This is a genomic window from Sedimentibacter sp. (assembly GCF_032080165.1).
In the GTDB taxonomy this organism is placed as follows: domain Bacteria; phylum Bacillota; class Clostridia; order Tissierellales; family Sedimentibacteraceae; genus Sedimentibacter.
In genome coordinates, this window is sequence record NZ_DAMASY010000001.1 from 465,689 (window position 1) to 483,559 (window position 17,871).

Annotated in this window: 17 protein-coding genes and 1 other annotated feature; of the genes, 10 read left to right on the plus strand and 7 right to left on the minus strand. The window is 37.2% G+C overall.

The window, feature by feature from the left end:
* Positions 1-45: 45 nt before the first annotated feature.
* The 6 genes from RT412_RS02165 to RT412_RS02190 all read right to left on the minus strand — a co-directional run bounded on the left by RT412_RS02165 (position 46) and on the right by RT412_RS02190 (position 6,079).
* A complete protein-coding gene (locus RT412_RS02165; RefSeq protein ID WP_313339871.1) occupies positions 46-1,581 on the minus strand; it encodes an FAD-dependent oxidoreductase in 1,536 nt (511 codons plus the stop codon).
* 68 nt (positions 1,582-1,649) lie between these two features.
* Complete coding sequence (locus RT412_RS02170; RefSeq protein ID WP_313339873.1) at positions 1,650-2,786, minus strand: metal ABC transporter permease; 1,137 nt, start codon at positions 2,784-2,786, stop codon at positions 1,650-1,652.
* Complete coding sequence (locus tag RT412_RS02175) at positions 2,770-3,693, minus strand: metal ABC transporter permease (protein WP_313339875.1); 924 nt, start codon at positions 3,691-3,693, stop codon at positions 2,770-2,772. The genes RT412_RS02170 and RT412_RS02175 overlap by 17 nt, the downstream gene beginning before the upstream one ends.
* A 1-nt stretch (position 3,694) precedes the next feature.
* Complete coding sequence (locus RT412_RS02180) at positions 3,695-4,444, minus strand: metal ABC transporter ATP-binding protein (RefSeq protein ID WP_313339876.1); 750 nt, start codon at positions 4,442-4,444, stop codon at positions 3,695-3,697.
* Positions 4,445-4,457: 13 nt separating this feature from the next.
* On the minus strand, positions 4,458-5,396 hold the full coding sequence (locus tag RT412_RS02185; RefSeq protein WP_313339878.1) for a metal ABC transporter solute-binding protein, Zn/Mn family: 939 nt from the start codon (positions 5,394-5,396) through the stop codon (positions 4,458-4,460).
* A gap of 29 nt (positions 5,397-5,425) precedes the next feature.
* The gene (locus tag RT412_RS02190) at positions 5,426-6,079 is read right to left on the minus strand and encodes a metal-dependent transcriptional regulator (RefSeq protein WP_313339879.1); all 654 of its coding nucleotides are present in this window, start codon (positions 6,077-6,079) and stop codon (positions 5,426-5,428) included.
* Between the two features lie 364 nt (positions 6,080-6,443).
* Here RT412_RS02190 and RT412_RS02195 point away from each other — a divergent pair, with 364 nt between their 5' ends.
* The 4 genes from RT412_RS02195 (at position 6,444) to ileS (ending at position 11,122) form a co-directional block, all read left to right on the plus strand.
* Positions 6,444-6,701, plus strand: coding sequence for an AbrB/MazE/SpoVT family DNA-binding domain-containing protein (locus RT412_RS02195; RefSeq protein ID WP_313339881.1), 258 nt, complete (start codon positions 6,444-6,446; stop codon positions 6,699-6,701).
* 1 nt (position 6,702) lies between these two features.
* A complete protein-coding gene (locus tag RT412_RS02200; protein WP_313339883.1) occupies positions 6,703-7,104 on the plus strand; it encodes a putative toxin-antitoxin system toxin component, PIN family in 402 nt (133 codons plus the stop codon).
* 114 nt (positions 7,105-7,218) lie between these two features.
* On the plus strand, positions 7,219-7,605 hold the full coding sequence (locus tag RT412_RS02205) for a hypothetical protein (RefSeq protein ID WP_312812419.1): 387 nt from the start codon (positions 7,219-7,221) through the stop codon (positions 7,603-7,605).
* A gap of 135 nt (positions 7,606-7,740) precedes the next feature.
* Positions 7,741-7,958: a binding site (T-box leader), on the plus strand.
* 38 nt (positions 7,959-7,996) lie between these two features.
* Positions 7,997-11,122, plus strand: a complete 3,126-nt coding sequence (ileS, locus tag RT412_RS02210; protein ID WP_313339885.1) for an isoleucine--tRNA ligase — start codon at positions 7,997-7,999, stop codon at positions 11,120-11,122.
* A gap of 91 nt (positions 11,123-11,213) precedes the next feature.
* Here the strand turns inward: ileS and aroD are convergent, their stop codons facing one another.
* Positions 11,214-11,966, minus strand: coding sequence for a type I 3-dehydroquinate dehydratase (gene aroD / locus RT412_RS02215; protein ID WP_313339887.1), 753 nt, complete (start codon positions 11,964-11,966; stop codon positions 11,214-11,216).
* Positions 11,967-12,236: 270 nt separating this feature from the next.
* On the opposite strand from aroD, the gene ptsP reads away from it, so the two are divergent.
* From ptsP to RT412_RS02245, 6 genes are all read left to right on the plus strand, one after another.
* Positions 12,237-13,985 (plus strand): phosphoenolpyruvate--protein phosphotransferase, encoded by a 1,749-nt coding sequence (gene ptsP, locus RT412_RS02220; RefSeq protein ID WP_313339889.1) that lies wholly within the window; start codon positions 12,237-12,239, stop codon positions 13,983-13,985.
* A complete protein-coding gene (locus RT412_RS02225; RefSeq protein ID WP_313339891.1) occupies positions 13,985-14,566 on the plus strand; it encodes a flavodoxin family protein in 582 nt (193 codons plus the stop codon). Before ptsP ends, RT412_RS02225 begins: the two co-directional genes overlap by 1 nt.
* A 55-nt stretch (positions 14,567-14,621) precedes the next feature.
* A complete protein-coding gene (locus RT412_RS02230; RefSeq protein ID WP_313339893.1) occupies positions 14,622-15,125 on the plus strand; it encodes a PaaI family thioesterase in 504 nt (167 codons plus the stop codon).
* 120 nt (positions 15,126-15,245) lie between these two features.
* Entirely contained in the window at positions 15,246-16,619 is a 1,374-nt protein-coding gene (gene rlmD, locus RT412_RS02235) for a 23S rRNA (uracil(1939)-C(5))-methyltransferase RlmD (protein ID WP_313370192.1), read from the plus strand.
* 510 nt (positions 16,620-17,129) lie between these two features.
* Positions 17,130-17,498 (plus strand): metalloregulator ArsR/SmtB family transcription factor, encoded by a 369-nt coding sequence (locus RT412_RS02240; RefSeq protein WP_104409634.1) that lies wholly within the window; start codon positions 17,130-17,132, stop codon positions 17,496-17,498.
* 145 nt (positions 17,499-17,643) lie between these two features.
* Positions 17,644-17,865 carry a cation transporter gene (locus tag RT412_RS02245; RefSeq protein ID WP_256188793.1) on the plus strand — a complete coding sequence of 74 codons (222 nt, stop codon included), beginning with the start codon at positions 17,644-17,646 and terminating at the stop codon, positions 17,863-17,865.
* The last annotated feature ends 6 nt before the right edge of the window (positions 17,866-17,871 follow it).

Here is a 17,871-nt window from a genome sequence, read left to right on the forward strand (position 1 = left end):
GGCTTCCGGCGCCTTATAGGATGAGTTTTTTCAACAGCCTATTATCTATCGTGATATTTTCACATTATGAATTCTGTCCAAGGGGTTAACCGCAGGACCTTCCAACACATTTCCCTTTATATCAAACCTTGAGCCGTGACATGGGCAATCCCATGTTTTTTCTGCTTCATTAAATGAAAGTGAACATTTCAAGTGAGAACATACAGGATTGATTAAGAAATAATCTCCCTTTTCATCCTTATATACACCAACCTTCATGCTGTTGTGATTTATAATTTTACCTTCTCCAACTGCAATATCATCGACATCGTCAGGTGGCGGAGCCACTCTTTTTGCAAATGATTTTAATATGACGCCAACAGATTTAAAAAATTCCATTGAAGATTGAGCTATAGTATATCTTGATGGATTGAATACATCAGAAAAATCATCTTCTATATTCAATATTTTGTTTCTTAAAATTATGGCTGCAGCGGCAGAGTGAGACATACCCCATTTTTTAAAACCCGTTGCAACGTATAAGTTGTCTACACTGTTGGAGTATAACCCGATAAAAGGTATTTTATCGTAGCTCTTACAATCCTGTGTCGACCATTTTGAAACTATTTCTGCGCCGGTGAAGTTTTTGTTTAAGAAATCCTCTAATTCCCAGTAGGAATCCTCTTCATTTTCCTTTTCTCCCGTACGGTGTTTTCCTCCCCCTAATAATAAAAAATTTTCCTTATCAGAAAACTGATATCTCATGGAGTATACAGGGTCAGTGTGATTTATATACATTCCTTCAAATGGTTCTTCTTTTGTTTTTGCAGCGATAACGTATGACTTTTCCTGATATAGCCTTAAAAAGTATAGCCCGAAGCTGTTATCAAAGGGATAATGCGTTGCTGCTATTACCTTATCAGCTTTTACTTTTCCTGCATCTGTTGTCACTAAATGTTTACCCTCTGAAGGTTCAATATTCAGAGCCCTTACGTTTTCATGAATTTCACAGTTTTCAGACTTGCTGATAATGTTATATAGTGTATATAAATATTTAAGAGGATTAAACTGTCCCTGATTTTTAATGCCTATAGCCCCCTTTACTTTTTGGGGGACAGGAATGCTTTCAGTGTAAAAACCGTCAATTCCAAGCTTATTGTACGCCTCGAGCTCTTTTTTTATTTCATTATGCTCATTATCATCTACAGCATAGACATATGCAGTTTGCTCCTTATAATCACATTGAATATTATTTTCTTCGATTATTTTTTTATATAGCTTTATTCCTTCTTCATTGGCTTTAAGATATTTTTTTGCTTCCTCAAGAGAAAAGCTGTTTATTAAATAATCATAAATCAAGTCATGTTGGACGGTAATTTTAGCAGTTGTATAGCCGGTTACTCCATAACCGACTGTTGCAGCTTCTATTATTCCTATTTTCAGACCGCTGTCTTTTAACAAATAAGCAGTGTTAAGTCCTGTAAGTCCTGCTCCGATTATTAAAACATCGTAGCTGCTGCCGTTTAATTTATCCTTACTTTGTGTAGCTTCAATTTTATTATCAGCCGATTCATGCCAATATGAACGTCGTGGGTATTCCATATATTACCTCTTTCTTCTTTACACAGTTTTAAATATTGTTTCATAAATAAATCAATTTATTCTATACATTATTCTTGGTTTAACAGAGTTCTGTCTTTGACAGATGTGAAGAAGAAAGAGTCTGAGAAATCGCATCCGTCGGTCAACTTTACAAAACCTTTATTAAGCTCAATGCAACCTTCGCGTTCTAAGGATTTAATTATTTTTGAGGTAAAATCGGTGCTCCAGTGGAAATAAATTTGTACAGCTTCAACTTTCGATCCGCTGACTTCTTTTTCACTGCTTTTATGGTTATATAGGTGAAAGAGAAGTGTGGCTTTTGCAAATTCAAATTTCTGTTTTCTGCGTTTAAACATAGTGCTTAGAAGTCCCTTGCGCGGAGTGAAAATAAATGCCGCAAAAAAACTGAATCCTGTTATTACTGCCATGCTTCCCGCGATGGAAACATCCAGCGCAGCTGCCGCCTGATATCCTATAATTCCGTTTATCGCTCCTATAACTCCGCTTAAAATCAGCATATTTTTCAGGTCATCGGTTAACAGATAAGCCGTTACAGGAGGACCGATCATAAAAGCCACTACAAGGACGGAACCTACTGCCTGAAATGCACCTACGGCGGTAAGAGATACCAGCGTCATCAGTCCGTAATGCACCAGCGCGGGTGAAATACCCAGTACGGCAGCCAGCATGGGATCAAAGGTTGTCACCTTCAATTCTTTGAAGAAAATTGTTATGGATGCAAGATTAATGAGTAAGAGTGTTCCCGTGGTGTAAATTGCTTTTGCACCTATATCCGTACCTGCCACTATCATCCTGTCAAAAGGCGCAAAAGCCAGCTCTCCCAAAAGTACGGAGTCTGTATCAAGGTGAACAGAACCGGCATAGCGGGTAATCAGGATGATGGCGATTGAGAAAAGCAAAGGGAACACTACACCGATTGCGGCATCCTCAGCTAAAAGCCGCGTCCGGCTAAGTGTTTCTGTTATCCAGACGGTCATAATACCCATAAGGGCAGCTCCTGCAATTAATAAAGGTGACGAAAGATCATGTGTGATGAAGAAGGCAATCACAATACCCAGCAGTATGGTATGTGTAATGGAATCAGACATCATGGACATTTTCCGGAGAACCAGAAACACACCCGGCAGAGCACACCCTACAGCCACAATTACAGCAATAATCTGAATTTCAATTTGGGGAGACATCTCGTATACCCCCTTCCAATTTATATAATATCCGGTTTTTCCTGTGACGGTAAAGCTGGTGAAGCACACCTCTGCCCGGTGCGAACAGCACACTTATCAAGACGATAAAGCTCACGCATACTACAATGGCAGGCCCGGTGGGCAGCTTTGGAATCAAAGAGCTGGATATGGTTCCCGCAACGCCCGACACAGCTCCGAACAGTGCGGAAAGGGTCACCATTCCCCGGAGTGTATCAGTCCATTGCCGGGCTGCTACTGCCGGAGTAATCAGCATGGCGCTCATCAGGATGACACCTACGGTTTGCAGCCCGATAATAATTGCCATTACAATCATAAATGACAGAAGGAGATTAAGCTTGCCGGGAGAAAAACCGAGACTCTTTGCAAAATCACTGTCAAAGGTAAAAAGCTTGAATTCTTTCCAGAATAACAGCACTAAGGTCAGCAGGATAATTCCGCAAACAATCATAAGGATAATATCTCTTTGCAGCAGTGTGGATGCCTGACCGAAAATAAAGCGCTTCAATCCTGCCTGATTGGAGTTGGGAATTTTCTGTACATAGGTCAACAGCACAAGACCCATCCCGAAGAAGACAGACATCACTAAGGCAAGAGCACTGTCAAACTTGATGCGGGTATGCCTTACTATACCTACAATAAAAAGAGTAGATAAAAGACCTGAAACAAGGGCTCCTAAAAGAAGAATTTCCGTATTTTTGCTGCCTGTCAGAATAAATGACATGACAACGCCCGGCAAAGCGGAGTGGGATATTCCGTCACCTAAAAGACTTTGTTTGCGCAAGACGGCGAAACTGCCCAGTACACCGCTGATTATACCCAAAAGTGCGGAACCGAGTGCTACGGTTTGAAAAGTGTAGTCCTGAAATAAAGCCAGAATGTTATCCATGTCATACCACGCTCCTCAGAAGTGTACCGGAGCTGAGGTAAGTTTTCTTAAGATTTTCGTCGTGAAACACTTCTTCCACCGGACCGCTGGCAACTACACGAAGATTAATCAGTGTCACCCAGTCGAAATAATCCGGTACAGTCTGCAAGTCATGATGGACAACTACAACAGTTTTTCCTTGCTCCTTCAATTCCTTCAGAAGTGCAACAATGGCACGTTCCGTCCGGGCATCCACACCCTTAAACGGTTCATCCATGAAATATACGTCAGCCTCCTGAGCAAGGGCGCGGGCAAGAAATACCCGTTGCTGCTGCCCTCCGGAAAGCTGGCTGATTTGCCGTGAGGCATATTCCTCCATGCCGACCTTTTTAAGCATCTGCCGTGTCAGCTCTACATCCGTCTTGCGGGGACGGCGAATCCAGCCCAGCTTGCCGTAGCAGCCCATCAGCACCACATCCTGCACAGTGGTCGGAAAATCCCAGTCTACACTGCCGCTTTGAGGCACATATCCGATACGATTTTTCAGCATACGCATATCACCGTTCCCATTCATAAAATGAACCGTGCCGGTTACAGGTTTTAATAGTCCAAGCATAGCTTTGATCAGCGTTGTTTTTCCCGCTCCGTTTGGACCCACAACTGCCATAAGCTTTCCCTTCGGGATTTTGAGGTCAATATCCCAAAGAACCGGTTTAATATCATAAGCAACGGTGAGGTCTTCCACCTCTACCGCATAGTTTTGTTTATTCATTTTATACCTCCCGTTACTTCAAGGCATCTACAATCGTGTCAATATTTGCTTTGACGGTCAGGATATAGGTAGAAGCTCCGGAATTTGCATCACCCAAAGAATCGGAGTACAGCTCGCCTCCTATGGCAACATCAAAGCCTTTAGATTTTACCGCTGCCTGCAATGCTTCTATGGTTTTGGGAGGAACGGAGGATTCCACAAATATGGCTTTAATCTGTCTTTCCACAATGAAATTTGCCAGCCCGCTCACGTCCGCTGTTCCTGCTTCCGAATCTGTGCTGATGCCTTGTAGGCCTCGAACTTCAAATCCATAGGCTTCACCAAAATATTGGAAAGCATCATGAGCCGTCACCAATATCCTTTGTTCTTGTGTCAGCTCTGTTGCTCTGTTACGGATGTAAGTATCTGCTTCATTTAGTTCTTTCAGGTAAGAGTTTAAGTTTTTCTGATATTCGGTCGTACCCTCAGGGTCAGCCTTGGAGAGTCCATCTGCCACAATTTTGGCGGCATTCTTCCACAGTGATACGTCGAACCAGATATGCGGGTCATGTACCGAGCTGTCATCCTCCGATGCGAGAAGCTGAGTTTCATCCATACCATCCTCAATACAGATGACTGTAAGTCCCTGTCCGGACAGATTTTCAAAGATTTCACCCATTTTGCCCTCAAGATGCAGACCGTTATATACGACAACATCAGCTTTTTGCATAAGCGACACGTCACCTGCGCTGGCCTGATAGAGATGAGGGTCAATACCCGGACCCATCAGACCGTTTACATTAACCCGTTCTCCGCCTATAACGGCGGATAAATCCGCAAGCATGGTTGTAGTTGCTACTATGTTTATCTTATCTTCCGAAAAATCTGTATTTGCCGCGGGAGCAGAGCAGCCCGCAAATAATAATGCAAGACTTAAAGCTGTGCTCAGAAGAGCACTGATTTTCTTATTCATATAAACCTCCTGAAATAATATATTCGGCGTTATTGCCGTGTCTCATCTACATAGATTTGACAGACAGCTTTATAACTGATTTGAATACATTTGCCGTTGATTTCAAGAGTGAATGGACCTTCGTATGCTCCTGCCTCCACAATACGGACAGAGCTTCCGATGGTGATTCCGGATGACTGCAAATAATCCAGCAATTCTTTTTCTTCCTTTACCCGGCGGATATGCGAGGTTTCTCCCACAGGCAGCAGGTTAAGCGGAAGTAACGGCGTGCTGTCAATCTGTCCGTCAGTACTTGGTATCGCACTGCCGTGAGGACAGTACGCCGGATAATTCAGAAATTTATCAAGACGCATAGTCAGGCGCGGCGGAGTGATATGCTCCAGAAGCTCCGCATCCTCGTGAGCCTCGCTCCATGAATATCCTAAGTGCCGCATAAGAAAAACTTCCCAAAGACGATGTCCTCTTACCAGAGTGATTGCAACACGTATTCCTTCCTGAGTCAGCCGTGAACCTTTGTATGCTTCATAATATATCAGCCCCTCGCGTTTCAGTTTTCCAAGCATCTCCGTTACGGAAGCAGGGGCAATTTGTAATTCATCCGAAATTTGCTTATTATTAACCAGATGTTCCATTCCTCCAAGTTTGTAAATAGCTTTCAAATAATCTTCTTTATTTGGTGTCATATTGCTTCCTCCTGATATTTAGGTATACCTAATATTTATTACATTATATACCTAAAGTTCTGAAGATGCAATAGCTTATTTTGATTTTTATAAAAATATATCTCTTAAAAGTTAGCGGCGGGAAACAATGTATCCTTAGGCTAATTTATGAGATTTTATTGAAAATGTTACAATACAGACTGAAATGATTGCAATAAAAAAAGAAGGTACACATATTGAGTACAGACATTATGTAAAAGAGAGAGATAAAGAGAATCAAATAAATCAATCATACATTATTAAAAATATATCTTAAAAGTGTTGATAATTTTAGTGTAAGATAGTATAATATAAAGTAAGGAAAACAATGAATGGAGGTGTTGTTATGGAACTTGCTAAGATTACTTCAAAAGGACAAATTACTTTACCTATTGGTATTCGTAGAAGTCTTAATTTAAAAGATGGAGACAAAGTTGCTTTTATAGAGGAAAATGGCAGATATGTGCTTATTAACCCTACCATGATTGCCTTTGAAAATATCAGGAAGGAATTCGACGGAGAAGCAGAAAAATATGATTTAAAAGATATTGATGATGTAGTTAGTATGGTAAAGGAAGTGCGTGCTGAGCGGAGGAAAGAGTAAGATGAGAGTCATGCTTGATACAAATATCTTAATTTCAGCTATTGTATTTAGAAGCAGAATTATGAATGAAATCATTAAATCTCTTGCAACAAAGCATTCATTGGTATTATGCTCATATGTAGTTGCAGAATTACGTTATGTAGTAAAAGAAAAATTTCCATCAAAAGTAAAACAGATTGAAGCTTTTCTTGTGAATTTACCTTTTGAATATTTTTATACCCCAGAGCCGATTCCTGATCATCATCTGTTTGAAATTCGTGACAAAAATGATGAGGCAGTACTATATTCCGCTATAACAGCAGATGTTGATATTTTAATTACAGGTGATAAGGATTTTACAAATATAGAAATAGAGCGACCTGAAATATTAACACCATCTGAATTTTTAGAGAAATATGTATAGATATATGATATTTATAGTTAAGTTACAAATAAATCAAGATTAGTTGAGATATAGTACGCAAGTCAAGCAAAACAAGCTTGTGTAATGGTATTGATATTTTGTGCAGAGGTAAATATGAAAAATTATACTCAAGTTTATGTGAAAAGTAGTTTTGAAGCGGCAGAAATGTATTGCAAAGCTTTTGGCGCAGAAATTACATTTGAAGTGAAAAATGATACCGAAACTGCTTATGTACACTGTGAATTATCCGTAAATGGTGAAGGTTTTTTAGCATTAGGCGAAGCAGCAAACCCTTGTGACATAAACTTAGTTCATAAAATGAAATGGGAAACAATGACTTTTAATGTTTTTGAGATGGGAAGCGAAGAATCGGTTTATAATGCCTTTAATATTTTGAGCAATGGCGGTGTTATTATTAATCCCATTCATGAAGTTCCGTGGAGCAAATGTTGTGCCACTGTTATTGATAAATTTGGAGTGTGTTGGTGGATTTCAATTTAATAAATAAAAACAAGCATTTTTTATTAGTTATTAAAAATATTATAACCACTTGACTGTCGAGAAGTTAGTATGGTTAAAGAAATTAAATCTTGACAATATTTTTGATTTAATGTAAGATGATACGTATATTAAAATCCAAATACAGTGATTGGAACAGTAGGCGCAGGGCGGTCTAAAAGAGATATAATCATTTGGTGCGAGATTATAATTCCAAGTGTGTTGAAAATCATCCATGAGTTTAATTTCCGAAATAACAGTAAGAGATTACGTATAAATGCGTTAAATTTTCGAGTGACATATAATTTAGAGTATTTATATGTAATTTGGGTGGTACCGCGAATTTCGTCCCATGTCTTTGACATGGGACTATTTTATTACAGGAGGAAAAAGCATGAAGCAATTTAAAGATATCTCAAAAGCAGATTATAAACAATATGAACAAGAAATATCAAAATATTGGAATGAGATTGATTTATTAAAACAAAGTGTTGAAACAAGAGAAGATAAAGAACCGTTTATATTTTATGAGGGACCGCCGACTGCTAACGGCAGACCGGGTATTCACCATGTTATAGCAAGAACATTGAAGGATTCTGTTTGCAGATACAAAACAATGGAAGGATATCAGGTAAACAGAAAAGCAGGCTGGGACACCCATGGATTACCGGTAGAAATTGAAGTTGAAAAACAATTAGGATTAAAGGATAAAACAGATATTGAGCAATATGGTATCGATAAATTCAATGAAAAGTGTCGTCATTCAGTATTTACCTATGAAGCACAATGGCGCGAAATGACTGAACGTATGGCTTATTTAATAGATTTGGACGATCCGTACATCACATTGGAAAATGACTATATTGAGTCAGAATGGTGGATACTTGACAACATGTTCAAGCAGGGACTCATGTATGAAGGTCACAAAATACTTCCATACTGTCCGAGATGCGGAACAGGTCTTGCATCTCACGAGGTTGCACAAGGATATGAAGAAATAAAAACAGTAACTGCATATGCAAAATTCAAGAGAAAAGATGCAGATGAATATTTTATTGCATGGACAACAACTCCGTGGACCTTATTGTCCAATGTTACCTTAGCAGTACATCCTGAGGTTGATTATGTAAAGGTAAGAACAAAAGATAAAGAGGATGTAAAAGGCGAGGTATATATTCTTGCAAAAGCATTGGCAGATAAGGTTGTAAATGAAGAATACGAAGTAATGGAAGAAATGAAGGGCAAGGACTTGGAGTTCATCGAATATGAACAGCTTATGCCTTTCGTTGAAGTTCCGTCAAATAAAAAAGCATTCTATGTAGCATGTGCCGATTATGTAACGACTGAAGACGGTACAGGTATAGTTCATACTGCACCTGCATTTGGTGAAGATGACTATAACACGGGAGTAAGATATGGTCTTCCTGTTTTAAATCCTGTCGATGACACGGGCAGATTCAGAGGAACACCGTGGTCGGAAATGTTTGTAATGGATGCTGACCAGCCGATATTAAAATGGTTAAAGGAAAACAACAAGCTTTATAAAAAGGAACCTGTTCTTCACAACTATCCGCACTGCTGGAGATGCCATACACCTTTATTGTACTACGCAAGACCAAGCTGGTACATTCAAATGACAAAATTAAAGGATATATTAATTGATAATAACAATTCTGTTGAATGGTATCCTGAATTTGTCGGTGAAAAGCGCTTTGGAAACTGGCTTGAAAACTTAAATGACTGGGCTATTTCAAGAAGCCGTTATTGGGGTACTCCGCTGCCGCTGTGGAGATGTGATTGCGGTCATGTGGAAAGCATCGGCTCAAGAAAAGAGTTAGCTGAAAAAGCAGTAGAAAAAATAGATGAAAAAACAATAGAGCTTCACAGACCTTATGTTGATGATGTTCATATAGTTTGCCCTGAATGCGGCAAGCATATGACAAGAGTTAAAGATGTAATCGACTGCTGGTTTGACTCAGGTGCCATGCCTTATGCACAATGGCACTATCCGTTTGAAAATAAAGAAAGATTTGACGATTTGTTCCCGGCAGATTTTATCTGTGAGGGTATCGACCAGACGAGAGGATGGTTCTATTCACTGATAGCAATTTCCACTTTCGTTATGGGAAAATCTCCGTATAAGAGGGTGCTGGTTAACGACCTGATACTTGATAAATACGGCAAGAAAATGTCTAAATCAAGAGGAAATACGGTTGACCCTTTCGATTTGTTTGACAGATACGGCGCAGATGCATTGAGATGGTATTTATTATACGTTTCACCTGCATGGGCACCTACAAAATTTGATGAGGACGGATTAAAAGAAGTATTAAGCAAATATTTCGGAACTATAAAAAATGTTTATACATTCTTTGCTCTTTATGCTAATACAGATTCTATAAACCCCAAGGAATTCTTTATCGAATACAAGGACAGACCTGAATTAGACAGATGGATTATATCTAAATTCAACAATTTAGTTAAATATGTAAGAGAAAGCATGAACGTTTATGACCACAACAAGACCGTAAGAGCAATTCAGGAATTTGTAAATGAAGATTTGTCAAATTGGTATATCAGACGTTCAAGAAGAAGATTCTGGGCAACAGACCTTACTGAAGACAAGAAGGCAGTTTACAATACAACATATGAAATATTGGTTGGTGTTGCACAATTAACGGCCCCGTTTGCACCTTATTTGTCTGAAGAAATATACAGAAATTTAACAGGAGAAGCATCAGTTCATTTAAGCTACTATCCTGAATCACATGAGGAATTAATAGACGAAAACGTTGAAAAGAGAATGGATCTTGTAAAGGATTTAGTTAAGCTTGGAAGAAGCTCAAGGGAAAATGCTAAAATCAAGGTGAGACAGCCGATAAGAAAAATTCATATAGACGGAAAATATCAGGAATTAATAGAAGATTTAGTTCCGTTGATAAAAGAAGAATTGAACGTTAAAGAAGTTGTGTTTGAACATGATTTAAAAGAATTCATGGATTTCTCACTTAAACCAAACTTTAAGGTTGCAGGACCTTTGCTTGGAAGCAACGTTAAGCTTTTTGCTGCTGAATTGGCAAAAGCTGATTCCTTAGAAATAATCAGCAAGGTTCAGTCAGGAGAAAAATGTGAGCTAACTGTAAACGGTCAGACGGTAGAGCTTAATGATGAGCTTTTGGATATCCGTATAGCTGCAAAAGAAGGATATGATGTATCAACAGGCAACAACTTATTTACGATCATAGATACAGAATTAACCGAGGATTTGATTAATGAAGGTTTTGCCCGCGAGTTTACATCCAAGGTTCAGCAGATGAGAAAGAACAACGGATATGAAATGATGGACAGAATAAAAATATTCTATAAAGGTACAGAAGAAATAGACAAAGCTGTTAAGGAATTCGGCGAATTCATCAAAATAGAAACACTGGCAGATACAATTGAAAAAGTTGATGACGCTGCGATGGAAGTTCAGAACTTAAACGGCATTGACACAGGAATGAAGTTAGAAAGAATTTAAGCAGATGACCCAAATTTTTAATTTGGTGTCAGAAAACGGTATAGAAAACCTCTATACCGTTTTGTTATCCCGAACGTAGTGAGGGATCTCCCTACTTATTACGAAAAATCCTCATGACCTCTCTTGTATCCTCAACACTCAGCTGCCCCGGTGCAGAATTTTTATTCAATGATGCGTAGGTGATACAAGAACCAAAAAACTCGGAAGCCACCCTTGTTATGGTGCCTAAAGAACCCATGGACAATGCTATAAACGGTCTGTCGGCTTTCAGGGTTTTCATTTTTAGGCTGACAGACAATAAAGTCAAAATATCACTTTCTGACGTCGGCATTACTGCTATTTTTGAAATATCAGCTCCAAGAAGCTGCATTCTTAGCATTCTGCTTAATATTTCTTCCTTATCCGGAGTTTTAGAAAAGTCATGATTGGACAATATGACCTTTATATTGCTTTTGTGAGCCGTTTCTATAAATTTTTTTATCTTATTTTCCGGCTTAAATAATTCAATATCTATCAAATCCACTAATTCGGATTCTGTCACATAATTGTTTATTTCAAAATATGCATCCTCATCTATAAATTTCATACCGCCTTCGTCTTTTGTCCTGAGGGTGAAAATAATTGGTTTAAAATATATTTCACGTATTTCTTTCAGAAGCTCTATGATTGAATTTATATGGTAATATTCAAAGTAATCTATTCTTAATTCAATTAAATCGTGATCAGTTTTATTCACTTGCTCAATTTCATTTAATATTTGATTTTTTGTGGTGCCAACAATTGGTATACATATCTTAGGTATATCATTACCTAATAATAAATCTCTGACCTGGACCGCTTTCATATGAACTCCTTTTGTTATTGTTTATCCTCTACATAATGAGATTTCCCTGTTTATCATTATTAATTCTATTATATATCATTGCCTCTATAATTGAAATATAAATGTCACATGAAAACATTATCATAAATAAATGTTGAAATTGCAATATTATCCGTTGACAATATGTTATAATTAATACTATAATATTATAACTAAAATAATTGCCTCCCACTTTTATGGCGGTGGGTTCTGTTACAAAAGATGATTTTAAGGCAGAAAGGTAGTGAGAGTATGAAAGGATTAGGAGTTTCACCGGGTATCGGAATTGGCAGGGCTTTTATCATTGAAAAAAAGCCGATGGATATAAATAAAATTCATGTCGATGATACTCAAAATGAAATAAATCGTCTCAGAAATGCAATAGAAGACGGTAAAAACCAATTAAATGAATTATATTTAAAAACTCTTAATGATATAGGCGAAAAAGAAGCTCAAATCTTCAAATCTCATGAAATGATGCTTGAAGATGATACTTTTTTATCAGAAGTAGAAAATAAAATAAAGAGTGAAGCGGTAAATGCCGAGTATGCTTTCAATGAAGTATCAAACTATTATATTCAATTATTTGAAAACATAGAGGATGATTACTTGAGAGAAAGATCGGAAGATATAAAGGACGTAATGTCGAGAGTTTTAAAATCTTTGCTTGGTATTAAAGATACGGATTATTCGAAAATACATAGCGACTCCATAATTGTGGCAAAGGATTTGACACCGTCAGATACGGCACAATTTGAAAAAGGAGAAATTGAAGCAATGATAACCGAAATTGGCGGGAAAACTTCACATGCAGCCATAATAGCGAGGATTATGGGTATCCCCACAGTAATAGGAATAGATAATATAATTGACAAAATCAAGGATGATGATATTGTTATTTGCGACGGCAAAACAGGGAAAGTAATAGTTAATCCTAATGAAAAGCAATTATTCTATTATCAACAGAAAAAAGATAAATTAGAAAAATTAGCGATAGAACTAAAAAAACAAATTGGTCTGCCTACCACTACAAAAGATAACTTTGAGGTATCTCTGTCAGCTAATATAGGTACACCTCATGATGTTGACTCTGTTTTGGAAAATGATGCTGAAGGCATCGGTTTATTCAGAAGTGAATTTATTTTCATGAACAGAAACTGTCAACCTACAGAGGATGAACAATTTGAAGAATATAAGGAAGTATTGCAAAAAATGGGCGACAAGCCCGTTATCATAAGAACACTCGATATAGGCGGCGATAAAAATGTCCCTTATTTTGATATCCCGAAGGAAATGAATCCTTTCTTAGGATACAGAGCCATAAGATTGTGCCTTGGAAATGTTGAAGTATTCAGAACACAGCTGAGAGCAATTTTAAGAGCAGGTGTTTACGGCAACGTAAAAATTATGTTCCCCATGATTTCTACAATAAAGGAACTGAGAGACGCAAAAAAAATCCTTGAAAAAGCGAAAGAAGACCTTAAAAAAGAAGGAATTCCTTTCAAAGATGATATTGAAATAGGAATAATGATAGAAATACCTTCTGCTGCTATTATCTCCGATTTATTGGCCAAGGAAGTTGACTTTTTCAGCATAGGAACCAATGATTTAATTCAGTATACATTGGCAGTCGACAGAATGAATTCAAAACTGTCTCATTTGTACAGCCAATATCATCCTGCACTATTAAGATTGATAAAGGGTATAATAGATAATGCACATAATGCGGGTATTTGGGTTGGTATGTGCGGAGAAGCGGCAGGTGATCCAAAGCTTATTCCTATATTTTTAGGTATGGGATTGGATGAATTCAGCATGAACTCACCATCAATATTAAGCTCAAGGTATATAATCAGGAATTTATATAAAAATGAAATGGAGCAAATAGCTAATAGGACGTTAAATATGGAAACTGCAGTAGAAGTTGAGGACTATTTAAGCTGTTTGTTTGCAGAAGACAATGACTATTTGAAAAGGTGCAATATAAGGAGCAAAAATTAATGAGCAAAAAAGTTTCAATCGTATTTCACAGTGTATGTGGAAACAGCTACTTAATGGCAAAAGAATTCTTTAATGAATTTAAAAATCATAATGCGGAAGTACAAATATTAAGAGTAAATGATCCGAATTACAGCGAGCTTGCAAAACAGTTTAATATTGCAGGTCAATATAAAAACGAAATAATAAGTGTTGAAGAAGCAAAAGCAGAGAAACTTTTGTACAGTGACATTATTATAATAGGTTCTCCTACGTATTACGGCAATGTATCGGGAGCGATGAAAAGCTTTATGGACTCATTTTCACCCTATTGGGCTGATTCAAAGTTTTGGGGTAAAAAAGCTTTTGCTTATACCACAGCCGGCAATGCTGAAGGCGGAGGAGATATGTGCTTAAATGCTATAAATATATTTGCTCAGCACATGGGAATGACTCCCGTGCCCGTTCCGGCAGATTTATTGACGGGACAAAATTTTCCGGCTTACGGACTCATACATTACGTAGGCGATTATTCAAACTTAAGACCCAGCAGGGAAGTAGTTTTAGCAATTAAAGAAATGACTGAAAGATTATTACAACTATAAGGACGACTACAACCTAAGTCGTCTTTTTTGATAAATAACAATAAAGGGGTAAAATATGAAATACAAAGTAAAAAACAAACAAAAAATAAGCAAGTACTGCTTTGTGTGCGGAACAGATAATAAAGAATCATTAAAAACTAAATTTTATGAATTAGAAAACGGCGAGCTTATGTCCGTCTCAACACCAACACCCACTCACCAAAGCTATCCCGACAGAGTTCACGGCGGTGTTATTTCTTCAGTTTTAGATGAGATTATAGGGAGAGCAATCATGATAGAAGAGCCGGATGCCTGGGGTGTGACAGTTGAGTTAAGCATCAAATATAAAAAACCGGTTCCCATAGATAAACCAATTAAATGCGTTGCAAGAATAACCCGTAATACCCGACTATTATTTGAAGGAACAGGCGAAATATTATTAGAGGATGGAAGCATTGCAGCAACCGGATACGCAAAATATTATAAAATGAGCTTAGAAAAATTAGCAAAGGAAACCGGCGCAGATAATACATTAATGATGGATGATTTATCATTGGCGCCCGAGGAAGTAGAGTATTAAACAATAGATATGCAATGGATTAGCGATAGAATAGCAATAGATGTGCAATGGAAAAAAGAACTTTATCAATTGCTTGTCTACAGCAAATCAATCGCTCGTCAATTGCAAGTAGGAGAAATAATGAAAAAGAACGACATTATAGAAGTAACAATTGAAGATATGAATTTTCCTAACATAGGTAAAGCAACCTATGAAGGAAAAAGAATAAAAATCAAAAATGCAATTACAGGGCAAAAGGTCAGAGCAAGGATAAGCAGATCAAGAAAGGACAGCGCAGAAGCTAAGGTTGTCGAAGTTATAGAACCGGCAGAATATGAAATAAAATCAGGATGCGATCATTTCTTGTTTTGCGGCGGTTGTTCATATCAGAATATTCCTTATGAAAAACAGCTTAATATGAAAGAGAACCAGGTCAAGGATATATTAGACAGCGTTCTGACGGAACCGTATGAATTTCTGCCGATTGTACCAAGCCCTAAAAAAACAGAATACAGAAACAAAATGGAGTTTTCATTTGGTGATGAAATAAAAGAAGGCCCCCTTACATTAGGTATGCATAAAAGAAACAGCTTTCACAGCATCGTCAATGTTAGCGGCTGTTCAATCGTCGATGAAGATTTTCGACAAATATTATGTAAGATTTTAGGCTATTTCCAAGGAAATAGTCAATCCTACTACCATAAAAGCACTAACATTGGATTTTTAAGATACTTATTGGTAAGAAAAGCAGAAAAAACAGGACAGATATTAATTAATTTAATTACCACCAGCCAAAGCACCTTAGATGAAAAGGAATTTGTTGACCTTATACTAAACACAGAACTAAAAGGAACAATTAAGTGTATCGCTCATTCCATTTTCGACGGTGTCGCTGACGTAGCAAGAGCGGATACAATGAAAATTATCTACGGAGAGGACAAAATAGAAGAAGAGCTCTTGGGCTTAAAATTCAACATATCCTCCTTCTCGTTTTTCCAGACAAACTCCCTCGGAGCAGAAAAGCTCTATACAATAGTCAGAGATTTCATAGGAACAACAAAGGATAAAACTATATTCGACCTTTACTCCGGAACAGGAACCATAGGTCAGATATTAGCACCTACCGCAAAAAAGGTCGTAGGTATAGAATTAGTGGAAGAAGCAGTTGAAAAAGCCAACGAAAACGCCAAGCTGAACAACTTAACCAACTGTACATTCATAGCAGGAGACGTTCTCAAAAAAATAGATGAGCTCAACGACAAGCCCGACATCATAATTCTCGACCCCCCGCGTGAAGGCATCCATCCAAAAGCCATAGATAAAATAATAAACTATAAGCCGGAAACCTTTATTTATATTTCCTGCAAACCGACATCTTTGGAGAAGGACTTGCCGGTGTTTTTGGAGAATGGGTATAGGGTGGAAAAAGTTCAGTGCGTGGATATGTTCCCGATGACTCCGCACGTTGAGAGTATAATTCTGATGACGTATTGTGGTTCAGGGGGAAAAAAGTAGGGGTTGACCACAACATATAGTGGTTTAAGGACGGTTTTGGAGCAAAAATAGAGCGAAAAAACATCGTTTTTTGACCCCTGTTTTTGGGGTGATTTATAGATGACATAGGGTAAAAAGAGTGATGACATTATAAAGGTGGAAAAATTGATGGCTCAGAAAGAGGGAGAAATAATCCTCTGGGATGATAAGAATTTTATATAATCTAATGTAGTGGTAGTTGTTTTGAAACAGCTACCACTATAGTTTTTTAATAGTTTGAAATTTTATTTCAAACTTTTATAGAACCTACAATAATTGTATTTTTTAAAAAAAGTTTGTATTGAAATCACCCTTTTATGGTACTAATGTCGTAATAGATGGTTTTGAGATATTTCAAATAATATAAAAAAACACTTGAATAAATGCTCATATAACTATTGACATATGAGAAAAACAATAATATAATAAATACACAACGTATGAACGCTTGCTCAAGTATTCAGGTGAAATGATTTAAAAAGAGGTGATAATATGACTGAAAAGTTTAATTCAATTGAAAGATGTGACTGCAATGTAATTCATGAGGATATTGTAAATCAAGTTAGAGATAAAATGCCTCAAGAAGAAAGCCTTTATGATCTAGCAGAATTATTTAAAGTATTTGGAGATTCAACACGAATCAGGATATTATGGGCTTTACATGAAGCTGAAATGTGTGTTTGTGATATCGCTGTATTACTTAACATGACACAATCAGCAATTTCCCATCAGCTGAGAGTCTTAAAACAAGCTAATTTAGTGAAAAACAGAAAAGAAGGCAAAGTAGTATATTATTCATTAGTTGATGATCATGTAAGAGAAATATTTGACCAAGGTCTAATTCATATCAACGAGAAGTAGTAATGCTGTAGAATAGAATATTTTTTGAAGATATTTGGGCAGATATTTAAGTCTTCATATCAAATGAGCAATGCTTCAAGAAAATTTGAAAAAGACTTGTAGTATTCAAAATAAAATTACAAGTAATATTTAGGAGGATTTAATAATGAAAAAGAAATTTATACTTGAAGGTTTGGATTGTGCAAATTGCGCGGCAAAAATGGAAAAAGCTATTAATGAGCTTGATGGTGTGAAGGAAGCCACTGTAAACTTTATGACACAAAAACTTGTTATTGAGGGTGAAGATGAGAAGATGCCTACAATTGTACAAGAGGCAGAAAAAATCGTAAAGAAGATTGAACCTGACACTGTTATGAAAAAAGCATAAAGGAGG

Bases quoted from the DNA above. Each gene is read 5' to 3' on its own strand.
- RT412_RS02225 (WP_313339891.1), top strand. From the start codon at position 13,985: ATGAGCAAAAAAGTTTCAATCGTATTTCACAGTGTATGTGGAAACAGC.
- RT412_RS02170 (WP_313339873.1), bottom strand. From the start codon at position 2,786: ATGTCTCCCCAAATTGAAATTCAGATTATTGCTGTAATTGTGGCTGTA.
- RT412_RS02230 (WP_313339893.1), top strand. From the start codon at position 14,622: ATGAAATACAAAGTAAAAAACAAACAAAAAATAAGCAAGTACTGCTTT.
- RT412_RS02175 (WP_313339875.1), bottom strand. From the start codon at position 3,693: ATGGATAACATTCTGGCTTTATTTCAGGACTACACTTTTCAAACCGTA.
- RT412_RS02205 (WP_312812419.1), top strand. From the start codon at position 7,219: ATGAAAAATTATACTCAAGTTTATGTGAAAAGTAGTTTTGAAGCGGCA.
- RT412_RS02165 (WP_313339871.1), bottom strand. From the start codon at position 1,581: ATGGAATACCCACGACGTTCATATTGGCATGAATCGGCTGATAATAAA.
- RT412_RS02240 (WP_104409634.1), top strand. From the start codon at position 17,130: ATGACTGAAAAGTTTAATTCAATTGAAAGATGTGACTGCAATGTAATT.
- ileS (WP_313339885.1), top strand. From the start codon at position 7,997: ATGAAGCAATTTAAAGATATCTCAAAAGCAGATTATAAACAATATGAA.
- RT412_RS02185 (WP_313339878.1), bottom strand. From the start codon at position 5,396: ATGAATAAGAAAATCAGTGCTCTTCTGAGCACAGCTTTAAGTCTTGCA.
- RT412_RS02245 (WP_256188793.1), top strand. From the start codon at position 17,644: ATGAAAAAGAAATTTATACTTGAAGGTTTGGATTGTGCAAATTGCGCG.
- rlmD (WP_313370192.1), top strand. From the start codon at position 15,246: ATGAAAAAGAACGACATTATAGAAGTAACAATTGAAGATATGAATTTT.
- ptsP (WP_313339889.1), top strand. From the start codon at position 12,237: ATGAAAGGATTAGGAGTTTCACCGGGTATCGGAATTGGCAGGGCTTTT.
- RT412_RS02195 (WP_313339881.1), top strand. From the start codon at position 6,444: ATGGAACTTGCTAAGATTACTTCAAAAGGACAAATTACTTTACCTATT.
- RT412_RS02190 (WP_313339879.1), bottom strand. From the start codon at position 6,079: ATGACACCAAATAAAGAAGATTATTTGAAAGCTATTTACAAACTTGGA.
- aroD (WP_313339887.1), bottom strand. From the start codon at position 11,966: ATGAAAGCGGTCCAGGTCAGAGATTTATTATTAGGTAATGATATACCT.
- RT412_RS02180 (WP_313339876.1), bottom strand. From the start codon at position 4,444: ATGAATAAACAAAACTATGCGGTAGAGGTGGAAGACCTCACCGTTGCT.
- RT412_RS02200 (WP_313339883.1), top strand. From the start codon at position 6,703: ATGAGAGTCATGCTTGATACAAATATCTTAATTTCAGCTATTGTATTT.